General features: G+C 45.7%; 16 protein-coding genes and 1 tRNA gene. 6 read left to right on the top strand and 11 right to left on the bottom strand.

What is annotated here, in order from left to right:
- Nucleotides 1-164: 164 nt before the first annotated feature.
- The 3 genes from ACZM60_RS06780 to ACZM60_RS06770 are packed head-to-tail and all read right to left on the bottom strand — an operon-like array spanning nt 165 to nt 5,898.
- Nucleotides 165-1,550 carry an efflux transporter outer membrane subunit gene (locus ACZM60_RS06780; RefSeq protein ID WP_489521111.1) on the bottom strand — a complete coding sequence of 462 codons (1,386 nt, stop codon included), beginning with the start codon at nt 1,548-1,550 and terminating at the stop codon, nt 165-167.
- 12 nt (nt 1,551-1,562) lie between these two features.
- Nucleotides 1,563-4,676, bottom strand: a complete 3,114-nt coding sequence (locus tag ACZM60_RS06775) for an efflux RND transporter permease subunit (RefSeq protein WP_489521110.1) — start codon at nt 4,674-4,676, stop codon at nt 1,563-1,565.
- Between the two features lie 28 nt (nt 4,677-4,704).
- A complete protein-coding gene (locus ACZM60_RS06770) occupies nt 4,705-5,898 on the bottom strand; it encodes an efflux RND transporter periplasmic adaptor subunit (RefSeq protein WP_021971090.1) in 1,194 nt (397 codons plus the stop codon).
- Between the two features lie 465 nt (nt 5,899-6,363).
- On the opposite strand from ACZM60_RS06770, the gene ACZM60_RS06765 reads away from it, so the two are divergent.
- Nucleotides 6,364-7,749 (top strand): threonine/serine exporter family protein, encoded by a 1,386-nt coding sequence (locus tag ACZM60_RS06765; RefSeq protein WP_489521109.1) that lies wholly within the window; start codon nt 6,364-6,366, stop codon nt 7,747-7,749.
- Nucleotides 7,750-7,890: 141 nt separating this feature from the next.
- A complete protein-coding gene (locus tag ACZM60_RS06760; protein WP_489521108.1) occupies nt 7,891-8,166 on the top strand; it encodes a putative quinol monooxygenase in 276 nt (91 codons plus the stop codon).
- Between the two features lie 68 nt (nt 8,167-8,234).
- Here ACZM60_RS06760 and ACZM60_RS06755 read toward each other — a convergent pair whose 3' ends face one another.
- The 3 genes from ACZM60_RS06755 to ACZM60_RS06745 form a co-directional block, all read right to left on the bottom strand.
- Nucleotides 8,235-9,728 (bottom strand): butyryl-CoA:acetate CoA transferase, encoded by a 1,494-nt coding sequence (locus tag ACZM60_RS06755; protein ID WP_021971094.1) that lies wholly within the window; start codon nt 9,726-9,728, stop codon nt 8,235-8,237.
- A gap of 177 nt (nt 9,729-9,905) precedes the next feature.
- Nucleotides 9,906-9,978 (bottom strand) — tRNA-Thr (locus ACZM60_RS06750).
- A 228-nt stretch (nt 9,979-10,206) separates the two neighbouring features.
- Nucleotides 10,207-11,937, bottom strand: coding sequence for a bifunctional metallophosphatase/5'-nucleotidase (locus ACZM60_RS06745; protein WP_489521107.1), 1,731 nt, complete (start codon nt 11,935-11,937; stop codon nt 10,207-10,209).
- A 207-nt stretch (nt 11,938-12,144) separates the two neighbouring features.
- Between ACZM60_RS06745 and ACZM60_RS06740 the strand changes: the two genes are divergently transcribed.
- Together ACZM60_RS06740 and ACZM60_RS06735 are read left to right on the top strand one after the other, a co-directional pair.
- Entirely contained in the window at nt 12,145-13,092 is a 948-nt protein-coding gene (locus tag ACZM60_RS06740; protein WP_418586869.1) for a DnaJ C-terminal domain-containing protein, read from the top strand.
- A gap of 17 nt (nt 13,093-13,109) precedes the next feature.
- Complete coding sequence (locus ACZM60_RS06735) at nt 13,110-13,400, top strand: chaperone modulator CbpM (RefSeq protein ID WP_021971097.1); 291 nt, start codon at nt 13,110-13,112, stop codon at nt 13,398-13,400.
- A 66-nt stretch (nt 13,401-13,466) separates the two neighbouring features.
- Here the strand turns inward: ACZM60_RS06735 and ACZM60_RS06730 are convergent, their stop codons facing one another.
- Together ACZM60_RS06730 and ACZM60_RS06725 are read right to left on the bottom strand one after the other, a co-directional pair.
- Nucleotides 13,467-14,153 carry a hypothetical protein gene (locus tag ACZM60_RS06730; protein WP_489521106.1) on the bottom strand — a complete coding sequence of 229 codons (687 nt, stop codon included), beginning with the start codon at nt 14,151-14,153 and terminating at the stop codon, nt 13,467-13,469.
- A 170-nt stretch (nt 14,154-14,323) separates the two neighbouring features.
- A complete protein-coding gene (locus ACZM60_RS06725; RefSeq protein WP_340319474.1) occupies nt 14,324-14,476 on the bottom strand; it encodes a hypothetical protein in 153 nt (50 codons plus the stop codon).
- Nucleotides 14,477-14,711: 235 nt separating this feature from the next.
- Between ACZM60_RS06725 and ACZM60_RS06720 the strand changes: the two genes are divergently transcribed.
- Both ACZM60_RS06720 and nudC read left to right on the top strand, forming a co-directional pair.
- Nucleotides 14,712-16,847, top strand: coding sequence for a Tex family protein (locus ACZM60_RS06720; RefSeq protein ID WP_489521105.1), 2,136 nt, complete (start codon nt 14,712-14,714; stop codon nt 16,845-16,847).
- Nucleotides 16,847-17,638: an NAD(+) diphosphatase gene (nudC, locus tag ACZM60_RS06715; protein WP_340319472.1), complete on the top strand. Its 792-nt coding sequence runs from the start codon at nt 16,847-16,849 to the stop codon at nt 17,636-17,638. Before ACZM60_RS06720 ends, nudC begins: the two co-directional genes overlap by 1 nt.
- A 121-nt stretch (nt 17,639-17,759) precedes the next feature.
- Here nudC and ACZM60_RS06710 read toward each other — a convergent pair whose 3' ends face one another.
- The 3 genes from ACZM60_RS06710 to ACZM60_RS06700 all read right to left on the bottom strand — a co-directional run bounded on the left by ACZM60_RS06710 (nt 17,760) and on the right by ACZM60_RS06700 (nt 21,640).
- Nucleotides 17,760-18,644 (bottom strand): MBL fold metallo-hydrolase, encoded by an 885-nt coding sequence (locus tag ACZM60_RS06710; RefSeq protein WP_489521104.1) that lies wholly within the window; start codon nt 18,642-18,644, stop codon nt 17,760-17,762.
- A gap of 278 nt (nt 18,645-18,922) precedes the next feature.
- Nucleotides 18,923-20,248 carry a signal recognition particle protein gene (gene ffh / locus ACZM60_RS06705; RefSeq protein ID WP_021971102.1) on the bottom strand — a complete coding sequence of 442 codons (1,326 nt, stop codon included), beginning with the start codon at nt 20,246-20,248 and terminating at the stop codon, nt 18,923-18,925.
- Between the two features lie 69 nt (nt 20,249-20,317).
- Complete coding sequence (locus tag ACZM60_RS06700) at nt 20,318-21,640, bottom strand: MATE family efflux transporter (RefSeq protein WP_489521103.1); 1,323 nt, start codon at nt 21,638-21,640, stop codon at nt 20,318-20,320.
- Between the last annotated feature and the right edge of the window lie 232 nt (nt 21,641-21,872).

The following is a 21,872-nucleotide window of genomic DNA, read 5'->3' as shown; positions in this document are numbered from 1 at the left end:
CTGCCATCTCGAATCCGGAGCATACCCTTTTTTCTTTATCTGTTTTACCAAATCACACATTAGAGCACATTACAATTCGGGATGCAAAGATAAAGATTTATTAGCATATTTCGAACATGTTTCAATAAAATAATCTCTAACTTTTTAAGAAGCCGGACAAAAACCTATTCTTTCCAGCCTCCTCCCAGCGCTTTATAAAGATTTACCATACTAATCTGCTTGTCGCGCACCGCATTGCTCAAACCGATCTGAGCATCCAGATAACCACGTTGCGCATCCAGCAAATCCATATAACCTATAACTCCATTCAAGTATTGCAACTGTGCCAAGTCGAGCGTGCTCTTGGAAGCCTGTTCCAGTCGCAGACGGGTTTCATAGATTTCCTTTACCTTATTAAATTCAGCAATGGCATTATATGCATCCTTAAAGGCATTCAGTACTGCTTTTTCGTAAGCGTAGGCTGCCTGCTCGCACGCTGCTTTCTTAGCTTTCAGCATAGCCCGGTTCTTTCCCATAGCAAAAATAGGCTGCAACAGATTAGCTGCAAAAAGCTGATGGGGAGATTTAAGCAGTTCGCTTAAGAGGTCACTTTCCGCTCCATAGCTGGCAGTCAAAGTAAGGCGGGGAAACAGATTGGTATACGCCACCCCTACCGCTGCATTAGCTGCAATAAGTGCCTGCTCTGCCTGACGAATATCCGGACGACGTTCCAGCAAGGCAGAGGGTAATCCTACAGGTAAGCCCGCAGAAAACATTACATCTTCCGGCAGTACCGAACGTTTGATATGATGCGGATATTCCCCGCTCAGAAAAGCAATGTCATTTTCTTTCAAGGCAATCTTACGTTCCAAATCGGGAACCAATGTAGCTGTTCGGGCCAACTCTACCTGTGCCTGACGAAAAGCCGTTTCCGAAGTTAATCCACCTTCGTAACGAACTCGTGCAAGATGCAGGCTTTCCCGACGCGCATCGACTGTCTTTTGTACGATAGCCAACTCGTTATCCAGTGCCACAAGTTCAAAATAAGCCTGTGCAACCTGCGCAACAAGACTCATGCGAAGCGCCCGCTGGTTTTCGATAGACCCCATAAATTCAGCAAGACTCTTATCGCGTGCCCACCGAAGATTTCCCCAAAGGTCGAGTTCCCAAGAGATTCCTCCTTTTATATCGAACTCATCACCTTGTTTAAGATTGTTCCCTCCATAATTTTCTCTTTCGCGTTCGGCATAAACTTTCAGGTTGACCGATGGAAACATGTTTGCATAATCAATGCGTTTCATTGCGGCCAACTCCTTGACACGTGCCGCAGCTATCAGCATATCCTTATTATAAGCCAAAGTTTTCCGTATCAGCCCCTGCAGAGTTGTATCAGTATAAAGCTGTTCCCACGGGTAGTCGCCGAGAGAAACTGTGTCCACGCTCATACTGTCGAGCGTATCGGGCAGGTCCAGTTTCGGACGGGTATAATGTTTGCCCAGCTGGCAGCTTCCCAACAGAAGCACAGCCGCCAGCATCAATAAAAAGCGATAAGTATATTTAGTTCGTTTCATACGTTTCAGGTTTTATTTATGAGCTCTTTTTGTTTTCAGCTTGTTTTTCGCCTTATAAATCATAACGAAGAAGAAAGGTACAAGCAAAATTCCTACCGTAACGGCTACTATCATACCAAAGAATACACCTGTTCCGATAGCCTGACGGCTTGCCGAACCCGGTCCGGTAGCAATAACCATAGGAACCATACCCAAGATGAACGCCAGTGAAGTCATCAAAATAGGACGGAAACGCAGATGTGCTGCGTGCAATGCCGACTCGACCAGATCCTTTCCTTTGTCGACTTCTTCTTTGGCAAACTCAACAATCAGAATGGCATTCTTGGCAGCCAGACCAATCAGCATAACCAAACCAATCTGGAAATAAGTATCATTCTCCAGTCCGCACAAGGCAACTCCGGCATACGCCCCGAGCACTGCAACCGGAAGTGAGATCAAAACGGCGATAGGTATAGTCCAGCTTTCATAGAGCGCAGCAAGAAAGAGGAATACAAACAAGAATACCAATGCGATGATGGCTCCCGTCTGACCGCCTGCCTGCTTTTCCTGATAAGAAAGACCGCTCCATTCTACTCCAATATTACTTGGAAGTTTCTCACGGGCTATCTGTTCCAGAATCTCCATTACCTGACCAGAGCTGGCTCCGTTCGCGGCTGTACCACGAATAATTGACGTATTAAACATGTTGAAACGCTTGATACTACCCGGTCCTGTCGTATAATCAGTCGTACCCAGTGAAGTCAGCGGAATCATATCACCGTCGCTTCCACGGACAAAGTACAGACCGATATTGTCACGATGCTCACGGTAAGGCGCCTCCGCCTGTATATATACACGGTAAATACGATTGAACATATTGAAGTCGTTCACGTATACCGAACCCGTATAAGCCTTCATCGTAGAGAACACATCAGCCATAGGTACTCCAGACAACTTTACCTTATCACGGTCGACATCGAAATACAACTGCGGAATCTCTGCCTGCAAAGAAGAAGAAAGTCCACTAAACTCCTTTCGCTGCGATGCGTAATACATTAAAGTATCGGTAGCACGAACCAGATCGTCGTAGGTCGCATCACCACGAGCCTCCAACTGCATTTCGAAACCACCCGAAGTTCCAAGTCCCGGTATGACAGGCGGCGTAGAAAGGTAGACCTTACATTCCGGATATTCCTTCAGCTCATCCTGCACATCCTGCATAATTTGTCCGATAGTCGTATCATCACGTTCTTTCCACTCCTTCAGAATCACCGTCAACTGGCTTCGTGCCTGACTGGTTCCCACACGTGGACTGCTACCTGTAACGTTTTGCACATATTCTACCGACGGGTCTTTCATCAGGAAAGCAATCGCTCTGTCGGTTACCGCGCGAGTTCTCTCCAGCGTAGTACCTTCCGGCAACTCAAGCTCCACGGTAAAAAATCCCTGATCCTCAGTCGGGAGGAAGCTGGTAGGAACCAGTCGGTGGAAAACAAATATACAAATAATCACAATACCGAATCCGACAATCACACGGCGCGGATGTTTTATCACCCGCTTGATGCCGGCTACATATTTATTGTTTCCGATAGCGAGCCATTTATTGATGAACGTAAAGACACGGTTCTTGGGCTTGTCCGGATCGGTTGGCTTCAGAATGAGTGAACACATAACCGGGCTCAACGTCAATGCTACAACTGTAGAAAGGATAACGGAAACGGCAATCGTCACACTAAACTGACGGTACAACTGTCCCGTAATGCCCGACAAGAAGCTTACCGGAACAAATACAGCGGCAAGCACCAGCGAAGTGGCAATCAAAGCTCCAGCCAATCCGTCCATTGCCTTCTTGGTAGCTTCATACGGACTAAGCTTCTCCTCTTCCATAATACGCTCCACGTTCTCCACCACAACAATGGCATCGTCCACCACGATACCGATAGCAAGAATCAATCCCAGCAAGGTAAGCATGTTCAGCGAAAAGCCAAATATAAGCATGAACCCGAAGGTTCCGATCAGCGAAATCGGTACGGCCACAATAGGAATAAGTGTAGCACGCCAGCTCTGCAGCGAAAGGAAAACCACAATAATCACCAGCACCAGTGCCTCGAACAGGGTTTTGTATACCTCATGAATAGATTCTGATATATAGGTTGTAATATCGAACGGAATTTCATACTGTAATCCTTCAGGAAAATTCTTGCTGATTTCCTCCATGGTTTCCTTAACCTTTTCGGCCACGTCCATGGCATTGGCACCGGGAAGCATATAGATACCCAGTACAGCCGCATTGCCTCCGTTGATACCACTCTCCGTATTATACGAAGATGCTTCGAGCGATACACGTGCCACATCACGCATACGGATAAGCGAACCGTCGGCATTGGCACGAAGCACGATTTCTTCAAACTGTCCCACGGTAGAAAGACGTCCCTGAGCCGTAATAGGAATAGTTATATCCAGTCCGCTTACAGGCTGCTGTCCCAGCACACCCGCTGCCGATTCACGGTTCTGATCCTTCAGCGCATTCTGAACATCCTGTACGGTCAAGCCGAAATTTGCCAGCTTAGCCGGATCCACCCATATCTGCATGGCATAATAACGGCTACCAATGTTCGACACACGTCCTACACCCGGTACACGGCGAAGCAGGTCGAGCACATTGATTGTTGCAAAGTTACTCAAATAGATTTCGTCAAACTTCGGGTCGTCCGAACGCAAACAGATAGTCATCAACTGACTGGCAGCCTGTTTTTCCACCGAAATACCGTTCTGGATAACTTCGGCAGGAAGGCTCGATTCCGCCAGCTTGATACGGTTCTGTATTTCTACGGCAGCCAAATCCGGATCGGCCGAGATATCGAATGTAACAGTAGCCGAAAAGCCTCCCGAATTGGAACTGTTCGACTCCATGTAAAGCATACCCGGCGTACCGTTAAGTTCCTGCTCAATCGGCGTAGCAACTGCCTGCGACACCGTAACGGCACTTGCACCCGGGTAGGAAGCACTGATTTTCACTACCGGAGGAGTGATTTGGGGATATTGGTCAATCGGCAACATTTGGAGTCCGATGATACCGACTATGACAATTAATATGGAGATGACAGCCGAAAACACCGGCCTGTCGATAAAGAAACTCACTTTCATGAATCGTAAAGTTTAATGGGTTGCTTGGTTAATCCTCTTTTTTCTCTTCTGCCTGAGGCTTCGGAGCCTCACCTACTCGTACCTTCATACCCGGAGCAAGTTTATGATAACCCTCGGTTACAATCATCTCACCCGGAGCAAGTCCGCGCTCTACTACCATGTTATTCTGGAATTCCGGTCCCAGTTCGATGAAGCGTTTTTCTACCGTCGAATCACGGCGCATTACGAAAACATAAGCTCCACCTTTTTCTATAATCAGCGACTTCTGCGGAACGACTGTAGCATTTTCACGTACATCCAGCAACAGTTTCACCTTCGTAAACTGTCCCGGAAGAAGGACATGCTCAGGATTTGCCATTTCCGCACGAACGGAAAAAGTTCCGGTTTTCGGATTTACCTGAGGTTCGGCAAAGTCTACCAGACCTTTCTGCTCGTATACACTATTGTCGGGCAGGGTAATAGTTACCGTAGGCTGCCATGAACGGGTAGAATCCTTCTGTCCCAGCGTTACGTTACGTTCCTTACTTTTCAGATAATCGAGTGCCGTCATGCTGAAGTCTACCAGCACCGTGTCACTCTTTACGATAGTAGCCAGAAGCGACTTTCCGCTTCCTCCTACCAATGTACCCAGGTCGACATGACGCTCACTAATCTGTCCTGAGATAGGAGAACGCACAACCGTATATCCAAGTTCCTGTTCTGCCTGATCAAGATCCGCCTTACTCATCCCCACACTTGCCACAGCTGTTTCGTAAGCAGCAACAGCATTGTCAAGGTCGAGCTGGCTGGCTGCATTCTGCTGGTACAGCGGGCGAATACGTTCCAGATCGCGTTCTGCCTTACGTGCCTGCGCCTCATCCTTTTTCAACTGAGCCCGCACCTTGTCAGCCTTGGCACGATACTGATCCTGATTGATAACAAACAATACCTGATTTCTTTTCACATAAGTACCCTCGGCAAACAACATTTGTTCAAGGAAACCTTCTACACGCGCACGCACCTCCACGAACTGCTGTGCACGAATACGTCCTACATATTCACCATACAGTTCTACGTCCTGTTGTTGAACGGGAGCCACGCTAACTATCGGGGCTTCGGGTTCCACATGCTTTTCCCGCGTGAGAAACAAATAGAGAGCAATGATAACGATGATGCCGATTGCAGCATAAATGGTCTGCTTCTTCTTTAACTTTAATTCTTTCCTTGTCAAAAAACGTTTCATACTTTTTTTTGGGTTTTTGTTATTAGATGCCATAAAGACGAGGGCAATAGTTGTGCCAAAGATACGAAAATATTTTTATTTATTGAAAATCAGAGGCTGAAGCCCCCATTTGTTAAACAGATGTTGAGGATTTTTCTGACATTTTGTGGAAATTATCCCCAACCGGACGGCTTTTTCATTCCCCACTTCCCGACACTTTCATCCCCACTCCCGACGATGAACTTCATAAATCGCCTTGACTTTTCCGGAGAAATCGGGCACGTTTTCTCCAAGACCTCTTGAAGAAACATCTGCTTTTTGTACAAACTTTTATGAAATTTGTACAAATCCAGATTTTTTTTGTACAAAAACTCTCTAAGATTCCACGGGCTTTCTTCCATCTTTTTTAGCACTTTCGGAAGCAGAAACCTCATGTCTGAATAAAATATTTGCTAACTTTGCAGCCGAAAATAATCTTTAAACAAAATGATATTAGAGGAACAATTAGAAACTACTGTAAAGATTCACGATCAGCAGTTGCACCGACGCGTTGATCTATTGCTTCGTACAGGAAAACTATTGGTAGAAAGTCTGGCCGATACCAATCGAATTGTGAGAAACATGAAGCGTACAGCAGCTTACTTAGGTATCCCCGAAGAAAAGTTGCACATTAATGTTAGTTTTACCATGCTGATGGTAAATGTAAGTGACGGCGATTATTCGTTTACGAAATTTCAGCGCATTGAAGGACACGGCGTAAACATGACTGCCATTTCCGAAGTCAGCAAACTCTCATGGAAAGCAATAGAGCAAGACTACACACTCGACCAGTACGAAGAAGAACTGGAAAAGATTCGTACAAAGAAACGTAATTATACTCCTACCCAGGTAGCCATCGGAGCAGGTTTCGCCTGTGGCGGATTCTGTATTCAGTTCGGTTGCGACTGGATGGCGTTCCTTTATGCTTCCATTGCTGCCATCATCGGTATGCGCATCCGTCAGAAATGTAACGAATCGGGCTTGAACCATTATATGGGTATCGCCATTTCTGCTTTCATAGCTACCATGCTTGCATGGGCTTCAACGTTCCTCCCCGCCGAATGGACCAGCACACCGTGGCATCCGTTGCTGGCATGTGCCTTGTTTATCGTACCGGGTGTTCCATTGATCAACTTCGTCGATGATATGCTCGACAATTATATTCAGGTAGGTATCGTACGTGCCGTCAATACCCTGCTGATGGTAGCTGCCATGGCATTCGGTATTGCATTTGCCGTAAAACTGTGCAGCATCGCCGATTTCTTCCCGACTATCAGCATGGTTCCTCATCATGCCTATTGGGAATATGCCATCGCAGCCGCTATTTCGGCTATGGGATTCTCCATGATTTTCAACATCCAGCGTCACCTGCTGTGGGTAGTAGCCATCGGAGGTATATTGGCTGTATGTACACGTAACTTCGTAAATCTGGGTCCGAGCACCAACAATATAGGTCTGGATATGGGTCTTGTTATCGGTTCGTTTGCCGGTTCGGTACTGGTAAGCCTCATCGCTATCAAAGCCGTGCACTGGTTCCATGTTCCCAATCACGTACTTACCATTCCTTCGGTTATTCCGATGATTCCGGGAGTACTGATGTACCGCATGTTGTTCGGCTTGATTAACATGAACGTCCAGTCTATCGATCAGGTTACTCCACTAATGAAAGCTATCGAAAGCGGTGTAAACTCCGGTCTGGTCATCATGTGTATCGCACTGGGTGTTGCTATTCCAAACATCTTCGGACGTAAATACATTGCCTCGTCGAAGAACAAACGTCTTGCGGCTATTCTGAAAGAACGCAAGGCCAGAGGCAAATTTGTAGAATGGTAATCAGAAAATCATAAGAAAAAGACAGAGAGGGCGAAAAGTTAAGATATATAAAAAACTTAATCTTTCGCCCTTTATTGTTTGTTCTACGCAAAGGAAATAGTAATTTCAATGTATCATTAACCAAACTAAAAAATAAGACGTATGATTAGACTGAATGTTTTTATTAGAGTAAAAGAAGAAAAACGTGAAGCAGTACTCGTTGCTGCCAAGGAACTTGTAGCTGCATCACAAAAAGATAAGGGCTGTATTGCTTACGATGTATTCGAAAGCGCAACTCGCCACGATGTGCTGATGATTTGCGAAACATGGAAAGATGCTGAAGCATTGTCGGATCATGAACACACTCCTCACTTTATGACTCTGGTTCCACAGATTGAAGAACTGGCTGAAATGAAGATGGAAAAATTCGAATTCTAATATGAAACAAACGGCATTTGCACCCCTGAGAGGAACAAATGCCGTTTTTCTTTTATCCAAGCGTACGCTTACAGTTCAAATTTTGTATTACGCATATCCCCCGTTTCGGCAAAGGCTATGTGCATCTTCAGGGCATTCCGCAATGACATAGGCGTATGACAGCTCTTGCCTTCCGAAAGTTTCAGATAGTCCCAGAGCAGTTCCTTGTAATCGGGATGTGCACAGTTTTCAATAATGCAACGTGCCCGCTGTGAAGGCGACTTGCCACGCAGGTCGGCTACTCCCTGTTCGGTTACCAGAATCCGCACATCGTGCTCCGTACTGTCGACGTGCGACACATGAGGAACAATAGACGAAATCAGTCCGTCCTTAGCCGTGGAAGGAGTAGTAAATATAGAAAGGTAGGCATTTCGTGCAAAGTCGGCCGAACCGCCAATACCGTTCATCATCTTGCTTCCCAGTACATGCGTACTGTTTACATTGCCAAAAATATCGGCTTCCAAGGCTGTATTTACAGCAATAATACCCAGACGACGAATCATTTCCGGATGGTTTGTAATCTCCTGCGGACGCAACAATATACGTTCCCGCAATTCGTCGATATGACTATAAAGCATATCCAGCCGGTCATCGGACAATGTCAATGAACTTCCGGCAACAAAACGGATACGTCCCTGCATCATCAAGTCGATAACCGAATTCTGAATCACTTCGGTATACATGGAAAAGGCCGGTAACTTGCTGTCGGCTCCCAGTGCTCCCAGTACGGCATTGGCTATATTTCCCACACCCGACTGTAAAGGAAGGAAGTCACGAGGTATGGCTCCTCGCTGATATTCGCTCAAAAGGAAGTCGGCTACATTCTGCCCGATGCGGCTGGTAGTATCGTTCAGTGGAGTGAAAGCTGCTATCCGGTCGCGTTCATTGGTACAGACTACCCCCACAACTTTTTCAGGATCGACCCGTACCGTAATGCTTCCTGCCCGGTCGTTTACCCGATAAATCGGAATCTCTCTGCGGTATGGCGGAGTATCGGGAATATAAATATCGTGCATTCCGGTCAGCTTGCCGGCATGTGCTTCATTCAGTTCTATAATGACTTTGTGGGCTACCTTCACCAATGTAGGCGAAATACCTACCGAAGTACTGAGAACAATCTCTCCTTTTTCCGTTATATCGGAAGCTTCGACAATAGCTACATCCACATCTCCAAGGAAACCATAGCGTACGTCCTGACCTATCTGCGAAAGATGTACATCGTAATATTGCACTTCTCCACTATTGATGGCATTACGCATGTCCTTGTTCGACTGAAAAGGAGTACGAAACGCTACAGCATGTGCCAATGCCAGTGCCGAATCGACCTGACTTCCCGTAGCCCCTCCGGTAATAAGACCTACCTTAAACTCCTTTCCTTCTGCATGTAGTTTTTCGGCGTAGCGTGCCAATGCCGCAGGGACCGCCTTGGGTGTTCCTACAGACGAAAAGCCTCCCACTCCTATCGTGTTTCCATTGTGAATGATTGCAGCAGCTTCATCTGCTGATATAAAAGGATATTTCATGTTGTATAAGATGTGATGATTTATAATACTTTGACACAAATGTAGGATAGTTGAGCTAAAATAGCAAGTTAAAAAAGCTATTTTATTTTCATTTATTACATTAATAAGTTACAAGAAAGAACAATATGAAAGAAAAAGAGGTATGTTTCTTGATAGCAACATACCTCTTTGGGAATGAGCCGAAAGCGGGACTCGAACCCGCGACTTACTCATTACGAATGAGTTACTCTACCAACTGAGTTATTTCGGCAATGACTTATTTGTCAAAAGCGATGCAAATTTACGGTTTTCTTTCAACTTGCAAAATGAAAATGAAGATTTTTTCACTAAAAAGAATTATTTTTTCTTTTGCTCGGTCTTATGTCATCAATAACAGAAGAGGTAACGAATATAAAAAGAAAACGTGCCGACGTTTATGGTAAAACGTCGGCACGTTTTCTTTAATTTCCGCCCACAATTTTCAGGACACGTCCTGTTTCTATTTTTTCTCGCCGAACAGGATGTCATAATCCCTTTTCGAGGCAGGTATAGTCCATTCTTCCGGAATAAATTTCCACTGGTTCAAAGGTTTCGGATCGAGCACCTTTACTTCCTCAATGCGCTTCATCAGATAAAAACGTAAATCCTTGTCGGTAGAGTAAACAATACGCTTTGCCAGTTCCGTCTTGGGAATGCCTGCACCTTTCGTCAGCAAGTCGCCTCCACCATTCCCGCGATACGAATTGACTGCCACCCGATATACCTTATTCATATCGAAAGGTTCTCCGCTTGCCATGCGCTCTATCCGGATTTTTTCACCCTGAGGCTTTGTCACGTCCACGGTATAAATAATACCTGCTGCCGAATCGAAATTAAAACTCGGATTTTTGAAACGCCCAAAACCTTTGTCTTCCTCATTGAAAAGCATCAGATGGTCGTCGGGAGAGTGCATCTGATTTGTCCAAAGAGTATACGACATTTCCAGAAATCCCTTGATTTCCTTACCTGTCAGCTCCATGGTATACAGCAGGTTCTCATATTTATAAAGGTTGAACATGTCGCTCATATAAATATCTCCCTTCTTGATTTCGGCCGAAAACGACAAGGGAGCACAAAAAGAAACATCAGCTCCTGTAATGTCGAGCTGCAACTGATGAAGCAAATCGATAAATGCCGAAGGACCGAAATAAGCATCTTTTGTTGTAATGGTTTCTTCGATACGTCCGATTTTTCGTGAAACGAAATCCATAGTGGCCTCATACGCTCCCTGAAATACATTCATGAAATCCGAATCCGGCGCATATCCGTCCATATTTACCAGCTTACCTTCCACTTGTTTGGAAACCACTTTTCCATCCTGTTTCGTTACTGTAAAAGTAACTTCCGAAACCACTTTTGACATATTGGCTGGGTCTACCATCAAAACGGAATCTCCTTCTACATTGGTCACTTTCTCATTCCTCCGCGCATGATCGTGTCCCATAAATACCACATCGAAGCCCGGAACATTCTTTGCCACATTGCCGGAACCGTTTTCTACCGCATCGTCGAGCTTATTGCCCTCAGGACCGGCATGAAACAAGCCTACCAAAATATCCGGATTTTCTTTTTCACGAATAATCTTTACCCATTTGCGTGCACAGTCTTCCATATCTTCAAAATGCAGACCGCTCCACAACTGTTCGGGAAGCCAGGAAGGAATGGCAGGAGTTATCATACCCAATATAGCAATCTTTACTCCTTCTTTTTCTATAATATAATAAGGTGGCAAATACGGCTTTCCGGTCTTGTTATCGACAATGTTAGCTCCAAGTACCGGAAAACTGCACTGACGTACCCAACGGTCGTACACGGCATGTCCGGTTTCTATATCATGATTTCCCATGGTACCTACATCGTATTTCATATAGTTCAGCATGGCAGCACATACATGCTCCGATGTAGTATCCATATAATTATAATAATAGGCTACCGGCTGCCCTTGAAGAATATCGCCGTTGTCCATCAGTATAACGTTATCATACTTTTCCCGTTGCTCTTTCACATACGAAGACACACGGGCCAAGCTCCCCTTCGTCTGCTTATTACGTATAAAATCATAAGGAAAATAACAACCATGCACATCGCTGGTCTCAATTAATTTCAAAGTTACCTCACCGTCTTGTGAAGCATGAACTACGCTCAGGCTTCCAAGCCCTAAAAGCGTCATCAGACAAATCAGTAATTTCATAACAAATTAATAGATAAGACTGCATACAGGCGACAATTTGTCAGGTACTGTATACCATGATTAATTCAATACCACAAAGATAATGGAAGTTGACTACCTGCAAAACCCTTAAAAGAATAAATAGCTTTCAATATGGTTAAAAGTCTGTTAACAAAAGGACAATGTGGCACATTCTTTGCTTTATTTACAAATAAAAAAACAGACTGTATGGCTTATATAGACTATTACAAGGTTCTTGGAGTTGACAAAACGGCAACTCAGGACGAAATCAAAAAAGCGTTCCGTAAGTTGGCTCGCAAATATCATCCTGATTTGAATCCGAACGACCCTACGGCTAAGGACAAATTTCAGGAGATAAATGAAGCCAACGAGGTATTAAGCGACCCCGAAAAGCGTAAGAAATACGATGCTTACGGGGAAAACTGGAAACACGCCGACGAGTTTGAGGCACAACAACAGGCTTATCAGGCTCAAGGCGGAGGAGGTAACGGCGGAGAATATTGGTATTCTACCGACGGACAACATTTTACAAGTGGCTTTGGAGGAGAAGGTATGCACGGATTTGGTGGAAACGCCAGCGGATTCTCCGACTTCTTCGAAGAGTTGTTCGGACATGGAGCTGGCAGAGGACGTAGTGCAAGAGGCGGATTCCGCGGACAAGATATCGAGGCTTCTTTGCAACTATCTTTGCGTGAAGCAGCTACTACGCACAAACAGACGTTCAGCATCAACGGTGAAACATTGCGTATTACCGTGCCGGCCGGAGTAGCAAACGGGCAAGTTATTAAATTGAAAGGTCATGGAGGCAAGGGAGCAAACGGCGGCCCCGACGGAGATTTGTATATTACTTTCGTTATTCCTGATGACCCTGTCTTCAAACGGAAAGACAATGACTTGTATACAGATGTAACAATCGACTTGTACACGGCCGTACTGGGAGGTGAAGTTACAGTCAATACATTGGACGGACAAGTAAAACTGAAAGTTCGTCCGGGAACTCAAAACGATGCGATGGTGCGCCTGAAAGGAAAAGGCTTCCCTGTTTACAAGCAGGAAGGCGTAACAGGCGATCTGATTGTAACTTATCACGTAACCATTCCTACCACGCTGACGGAAAAACAAAAAGATTTGTTCCGACAGTTACAGCAAGGATAATCTAAAACCGTACGACTATGCAGAACGATTTAATCATCATAAACGACTATTGCACACATTGCAACATCGAACCCGACTTCGTCCTCATGCTGGGCGAAGGCGGTCTAATAGATATCGAAGTGATAGATGATACCAGTTATTTTCCGGCTTCTCAGTTGAATGAACTGGAAAAATATACTCACCTGTATTACGACTTGTCCATCAATATAGAAGGAATCGATGCCATCCGTCACTTGCTGGAAAGAATAGAAAACTTGCAAAACAGAGTAAAAACGTTGGAAAATGAGCTGCGTTTCTACCGCAGATAATTCCCATAATTACGAAAACCTTGTCACGTACCATCAGGCCCGTGGCAGGGTTTTCTTTTTATATGCTCAAAAGTCGCAGGTCAGACCGATAAAGAACGTTCCGGTCTGCTTCTTGTGGGGCAATCCTATTTTCTGTCCTTCCACCACCATATTACGGCTTCCTCCGTACAAATCATAATCGGATGTCGTATATCCCAGCAATACCGATAGACGTTCCATTTCCAGAGCCACAGCAAACCGTACATGATAATAACATGCCCTTGCCTGCGAGTTACTGACTCTTCCTGAAGTTACCGGCACATCAATAACTGCATCCACCGGAACATAATTTACAACAGCACTTGAATTGGGAGGCAAAGGAACAGTAATACCGGGAGATACGCGGAAAGACAATGCTACATCACGGTCATGATCCAAATAAACAGAAGGTGAATACAAATAAATCCCCGACCGGAAAGCCATGAGATATGCCAAGTCATTCTCCTCTATCCGCCAGTGTAATTTTTTATCTCTTGCATCTCCCGAATAAACATTGTCATCATCTATCTGTGGAGTAAAAAGCAATCCTGCTCCAACGCCAATAAAACGCCAGGGCTTATATACGACACCTGTTTCCACTTCCCATGTCATATAATTGTTCGCGCCCCCATAAAGTTCCCATACCCAGTGCCTTTCTTTTTCCGGTTCCTGCGCCATTGCTATTGATATGCCTAAAAAAGAAAAAAGAATGAGGCAACAAACACTTCGTTTCATATTCATAAGTCATAGCATCTGTTTAAGTTGTCACATAATATATCACCGAAAGATTATTTCATATGCAAAAACAACAAACGATTTCCTCTAAAAGTTCATTGTATCGACCTCCATTTTCAAAGCTTTAACCAACAGACATCCTTGCTGTTCCTCTTTATCACGTAGCATTACTACGTCTCGGGAACAAGTTTGACCAGCAGATATCCTTGCCGTTTCTTCGTATCATGTGCCATTACTACGTTTCGGAACCCAATTGAACCAACAAAAATCTTTGCAATTCCTTTTCCCTCCAGTCCGACCGCCTTCCTCTTATCCTTCATCATTCTGCTTGATATTTCATCTCTAAAACTGACCAAATTTCCAAGTTCGACTGCCTGCCTATACGTAGCGTTAGTCGCTATTTCCCTGTCCTCTTCCTCAACATTCTCAATCAAAGAACTTCTCTCAAATCCGAATAAAGCTTAAACCTACCGGCAAATCACCTTCAAAATAGATTCTCCCCTCACCCCGAATTCTTTTTTTAATTACATTTGTGCCACATTATTAGAAGAAGTATACATGGAACAATTCAGCCAAATGATTGCCACAGCCCTGAAGCTACCTGTCCATCGGGTGGAAAATACATTGAAACTGCTTCAGGGAGGTGCTACAATACCCTTTATAAGCCGTTACCGAAAAGAAGCAACCGGAGGACTCGACGAGGTACAGATAGGAGACATCCATACGCGTTACGAAAAACTCTGCGAACTTGCCAAGCGAAAGGAAACGGTACTTTCTACCATCGAAGAGCAGGGAAAACTAACCGATGCCTTGCGTGAACGCATTGCCAACTGTTGGGATGCGACGGAACTGGAGGATATTTACCTGCCTTTCAAGCCCAAACGGAAAACCCGTGCCGAAGCTGCACGCCAGAAGGGACTGGAACCGCTCGCCATGCTGCTGTTGATGCAGCGGGAAAACAATTTGTCTGCCCGGGTACGTCAGTTCATCAAGGGAGAAGTCAAGGACGAAGAAGACGCACTAAAAGGAGCACGCGACATCATCGCCGAGCAAGTGAACGAAGATGAACGTGCCCGTAACCTGATACGAAACCAGTTCAGCCGTCAGGCAATAATTACGGCTAAAATAGTCAAAGGCAAAGAGAAAGAAGAAGCCGCCCAGAAATACCGCGATTACTTCGACTTCAGTGAACCGCTGAAGAAATGTACCTCTCACCGCCTGCTCGCCATCCGTCGTGGAGAAGCCGAAGGTATCCTGAAAGTATCCATCACTCCCGATGATGAAACAGCCTGTACCGAACGACTGGAAAGGCAATATGTACACGGAAACGGGGAATGTTCCGCACAAGTGGCAGAAGCTGTAAACGATGCATATAAGCGTCTGCTGAAACCAGCAATAGAAACAGAATTTTCCGCACTCAGCAAAGAAAAGGCAGACGAAGAAGCTATCCGTGTCTTTGCCGAAAATCTCCGGCAGTTACTGCTGGCTCCTCCTTTGGGACAAAAGCGTACCATGGGTATCGACCCGGGATATCGTACCGGATGCAAGGTGGTCTGTCTGGATGCTCAGGGCAATCTGCTGCACAATGAAGCAATTTATCCGCATCCCCCAAAATCGGAAACGGCACTGGCCGGGCGCAAGCTTGTCAAACTGGTCGAACAATATAAGATAGAAGCCATCGCCATTGGAAATGGCACGGCAAGTCGTGAAACCGAACGTTTCGTTACGTCCCAGCGATACGACCGCGAAGTACAGGTATTTGTAGTCAGCGAAGACGGTGCTTCCATCTATTCGGCTTCCAAGATTGCGCGCGACGAGTTTCCCGAATACGATGTGACGGTACGTGGAGCCGTATCAATCGGTCGCCGACTGATGGACCCGCTTGCCGAACTGGTCAAGATAGATGCCAAATCTATCGGGGTGGGACAATACCAGCACGATGTGGATCAGACCAAGCTGAAAGCATCGCTCGACCAGACAGTAGAGAGTTGCGTGAACCTGGTCGGCGTGAACGTCAATACGGCCAGCAAGCATCTGCTGACGTATGTTTCGGGACTGGGACCTACACTGGCTCAAAACATTGTAGATTACCGTACGGAAAACGGAGCGTTCCACTCGCGCAAGGAATTGCTGAAGGTGCCGCGCATGGGCGCTAAAGCTTTTGAACAGTGTGCCGGATTCTTACGAATTCCACACGCTGATAACCCGCTCGACAATTCGGCTGTGCATCCGGAGAGTTATACCATAGTAGAAAAGATGGCAAAGGACTTGAAATGTTCCGTTGACGACCTGATCAAAAACAAGGACTTGCGCAGCCAGATAGATATCAAGAACTATGTGACCGATACCGTGGGACTGCCTACACTGACCGATATCATGCAGGAACTGGATAAACCGGGACGTGACCCGCGCCAGAAGATTCAGGTTTTCGAATTCGACAAGAACGTACAAACCATCGACGACCTGCGGGAAGGCATGGAACTGCCCGGCATCATCAACAATATTACTAATTTCGGGTGCTTCGTAGATATAGGAATCAAGGAAAACGGACTGGTGCATATCTCCCAGCTTGCCGACAAGTTTGTCAGTGACCCGACAACAGTCGTCAGCATGCACCAGCATGTACGTGTGCGCGTGCTCAGCATCGACCACGAACGCAAGCGCATTCAGCTTACAATGAAAGGACTTAATTAATGGAAACAGAAAAACAAACATGTGGATGGTTCGTCTTTAATAGCGGACAGGTCTTGATAGAAAAAAAAGAAGACGGGTATCATATTCCTTACGGAACAGAACCTCCGGTTGAAGTTCCCGTTGGAAGTACAATTCATACCATCGGCGAGATAAACGGTTATCCCGCCAAAACATACGCCATTCATGTTCCGGTGGCAGGAGATGAAAGCACGCCACGCATGATGAAGGACTTGCGTGCTTCGTTCGATGTGCTTCCGCTGGAAGAATACAAGCGTGCCGGGAAAGCATCACAAATATTGAACTGGGACAAGAACAGCCGCTATTGTCCCATGTGTGGCGTACCCACCATACAAGTTTCTCCCATTGCCAAACGATGTCCGGAGTGCCGGCAGGAGTTCTACCCGCGCATTTCACCTGCGGTCATTGTACTTATAAAAAAAGGTGACAGTATCTTGCTGGTGCATGCCCGCAACTTCCGGGGTACATTCAAAGGACTGGTAGCAGGTTTTCTCGAACCGGGAGAAACACTGGAAGAGTGCGTTTACCGGGAAGTTATGGAAGAGACGGGACTGACGATAAAGAATCTGAAGTATTTCGGCAGCCAGCCATGGCCCTACCCCAGCGGCATCATGGTAGGATATTATGCCGAATACGAAAGTGGAACCATCAAGCTGCAGGATGAAGAACTGAGTGCAGGAGCCTTTTACAGCCGGGATAATTTGCCGGAAATACCGAAAAAACTCAGCATCGCCCGCAAGCTGATTGACGCCTGGCTGGAACACAAAATTTAATCTGCGACTGACAGACAAACATAGAACGCCCCTATCAAATTCCCTTCCGGAAAATGACAGGGGCGTTCTTTATATATCTCATATACTTTTTTACAGCTCTGAGAACTTCACTCGAAAAGTTTTATTTCATAAAAGCAGGAACCGGCAAGTGCATTCCCGCCATAACCAGTCCATTTTCACGGGCATATTGCAAATAGGTCTTACGGGACTTTATCGCATTCTCCTTATCCATATCATAGGTTGCACAGATTTCCGGATGCCCTGCCTGCAAGGCAGCGCCATGCATCAGGTCGCCGATGACCAGCAGCTTGCCCGCCTGATAGACCGTATGCCCCGGTGTATGTCCTATCGCTTCGCGTGCAACGACCTTTCCGGGCAGTGTATCGCCGAAAGCAAACAGGTGCAAACGGTCTTTGTATGCGTTCATAGTCTTCACCACCTGTTCCTTTTTGTCGGCAGGCATTTTCATCCAGCCGTCGTATTCTGCTTTTGAAGCATACACTTCGGCATTCGGAAATACCACACTGTCGTTTTTCATCATTCCACCGATGTGGTCACCGTGAAAATGTGTCAGGTAAATATACTGTATATCGGCCGGAGATACGCCCAGCGAACGCAGTCCGTCCATCAACCGACTGTCGGGAGCTCCCATTCCCGTATCGAAAAGAATACGTATTCCATCACTTTCTACCAGGAAAGTACTGATAGAAGCCGGTATGCCGTTCTCCAGCGAAAGACTTTTTATCAGCTCGTCACTTGCATCGGGGAAAAGCGTACGGGGCATCAGCCGTGCGGGACCGTTATCCCGAATCCATGTTGCTTTCACTCCGTCGAGCACGCATGTTGCCAAAAGACTATCTCCTTGCACCCCTGTCCGGCTACTTGTTACACTCATACTGTCTGCACTTATTTTTTCATCTGCTTGTTTCTTGGCACTGTTGCCGCAACTGGCAAGCGACAAGAACATCGTCGCGCCAAGGGCATAACTCCATATTTTATTTCTCATTGCTATATAGTTTTATAATAACCGATTACGATAAAATTTACATTTACCCAAAACCCGGTTAAAGTAACAGAAAATTTGCGAATTTCCCAAAGAAGTTTTTACCCAATTTAGAAGTTGTCTGGCTGTACCTCATCTGCAAGCAAGCGAATATCAAACACCGACACATAAAACAAGCGAGGAGAAAAAACCAGCTTTCCCGCCGATTTCTTCTCCTCACTCCTTCCCCGCTACATACCCCAGACAAGGCTGCTTCTGCACCGGGTAACAGAAAATCTATCTTATTTCTTCTTCATCTTCTGCATCATGCCCGCCATCTTGCTGCCGGTAACCATCTTCATCATCTTGCGAGTCTGGTCGAACTGCTTCAGCAAGCGGTTCACTTCCTGAATGCTCGTACCACTACCTTTGGCGATACGTGTACGGCGGCTTCCATTCAGAATTTCAGGACGGGTACGTTCTTCCGGAGTCATTGAGTAAATAATTGCTTCTATACTCTTGAACGCATTATCGTCGATATCGATATCCTTGATGGCTTTTCCCACACCCGGAATCATGGAAGCAAGTTCTTTCAGGTTACCCATCTTCTTAATCTGATGAATCTGAGTCAAGAAGTCGTTGAAGTCGAACTGGTTCTTCTGGATTTTCTTCTGAAGACGTTTAGCCTCTTCTTCATCGTACTGCTCCTGCGCACGTTCAACCAGCGAAACGATATCACCCATTCCGAGGATACGGTCTGCCATACGAGCCGGGTGGAACTGGTCGATAGCATCCAGTTTTTCACCTGTTCCCACAAACTTGATAGGCTTGTTTACTACGGTACGGATAGACAGAGCAGCACCACCACGTGTATCACCGTCGAGTTTAGTCAGAACTACGCCGTTGAAATCCAGACGTTCGTTGAACTCACGGGCAGTATTGACTGCATCCTGACCGGTCATTGCATCGACTACGAACAGTGTTTCGTCCGGATTGATGGCATTCTTGATAGCTTCAATCTCGTTCATCATCTGCTCGTCTACGGCAAGACGTCCGGCTGTATCGACGATAACCAAATCGTAACCTTTTGCCTTTGCTTCCTGAATGGCATTCAATGCAATCTGAACCGGGTTCTTGCTGTCGGGTTCGCTATATACAGGAACCTCAATCTGCTGTCCCAGCACCTTCAACTGTTCGATAGCGGCAGGACGGTATACGTCGCAGGCTACCAGCAACGGCTTGCGGTTTTTCTTGGTTTTCAGCATACGAGCCAGCTTGCCCGAGAAAGTAGTTTTACCAGAACCCTGCAAACCAGACATCAAAATAACGGCAGGACGATTCTTCAATTCGATTTCAGCAGTATCGCCACCCATCAGTTTCGTCAGCTCGTCGTGAACGATTTTTACCATCAACTGGCTTGGCTTAACGGCTGTCAGCACGTTCTGTCCCAAGGCTTTTTCTTTTACCGTATCGGTAAAGTTCTTGGCTACCTTATAGTTTACATCGGCATCCAGCAACGCACGACGTACATCTTTCAGTGTTTCGGCCACATTGATTTCGGTGATTTTTCCTTCACCTTTCAATATCTTAAACGACCGCTCTAGTCTTTCACTTAAATTATCGAACATATATTTTCAGTTTTTCTTTTTATTTCCTTATTTTATTAGGGCGCAAAATTACAAAAATAATCGGATGCATCAAATCTTTTTATTCTGCCATTTCGCTTTTTTCAGATAAACGACGCTGAAAGTCAGCATCAACGTGTAATAAATGATTTCGGTAGTAAAGCAAATATCGACCGGAGCACGCAGAACCATCCCCACGACTATGACATACAAAGCATAAAACACCTGTACACCAACTTCGAGCACCAGTGCAGCCTGCGTATTACCGGTTCCCGAAATACCGTTGAAATAAATATTCGCCACGGCAGATATCAGCATGGCTCCGCAAACGACATACAAAGCCGGTACGGATTCCAGCAACAAGGCTTCCTCATTGGTATAAACAGCCAAGATAGCTCGCGGAAACAATACGCAGAGTACCACACAGACAACCATGATGAGAAACGACATACGGGCTATTTTGTGGAGCAATGTCATGACACCCGAAACACCTCCCGAACCAATCAGGTTGCTGACCAGGGTATTTGCCGTAGTGGAAAGCGACTGCACCGGTATCAGAAGTACGACATACACGCTGCGCACAATGTTGGCAATGGCAAGCTGTCGCTGCCCGAGCCGCTCCAATGCCATAAAAAAGACAAACCAGATAGCCATCGCCAGAAAATACTGCACCATGGTAAAACAGGAAATACGCAAGATACGCATCACCATGTCCCAGTCGAAATGCCCGAAACGGTTCAGCCCATATTTTTTCAAGTCAATCTTGCAATAGGTATAAGCTATAAAAAACAATAAGGAAGAAGCTTCTGCTATGACCGATGCCAGCGCTGCTCCCCGTACACCCATCTCAGGAAAGCCAAACTCTCCGAATATCATGGCATAGTCCAGAAAGACATTGACCAGTGCCATGACGATAGCGCTCATAGTCAACACCTTGGTTTGAGTAACTCCAATATAGAAAGCCCGGAACATGACATTCACAAATGCGAACAGAAATCCCCAGATACGCCAGGTAAAGAACTCATACGTGGCATGGAAAATGGTATCGGAAGTTATCAGCAAGCGAATCAGTGGCTCGGCACATAAAGACATCAGTATCAGCAGTGCGACGCCCATACCCAAACTAAACGTAGAGCCCTGCCACATAATCGGTCCCACGGCATGAAAGTTTCCCTCCCCGTTGCGGCGGGCTATCAGGATTTGTGAACCGACACTAAAGCCGAAGGCAACGGTATAGATACAGATATACAATAATCCTCCCATTGCTGCTGCACCGAGCGCCACCTCGCCGACATGTCCCAGAAAAGCCGTATCAGTCACATTAATAACATTTTGCGCAAGAAGTCCCAAGAATATCGGATAAGTGACATTCCATATTTCTTTATTTGTATACATAAAAACTGATTTTCTTGTTTTGAAACGAAGGATGTACAAAGATACAATTTTTATGCAGTTCTTCACAAACGCACATTCGTTTTTCAGCTTGTCTTAATGAAAACATCCTTATCTTTCTGGAAAATTTGTACAAACGAGGGTGTGTCGTAATACGCGATTCACCCTCTTTTCTTTATCAACGATAAGAGTGTAGTTAACTTTTTCAGGCAGCGATATTCAGAAGATAATCTCG

The sequence above is a fragment of the Phocaeicola sp. genome (assembly GCF_057861905.1).
Note: the sequence above shows the minus strand (reverse complement) of the source record. Positions and strands in the feature narration are given on the sequence as shown.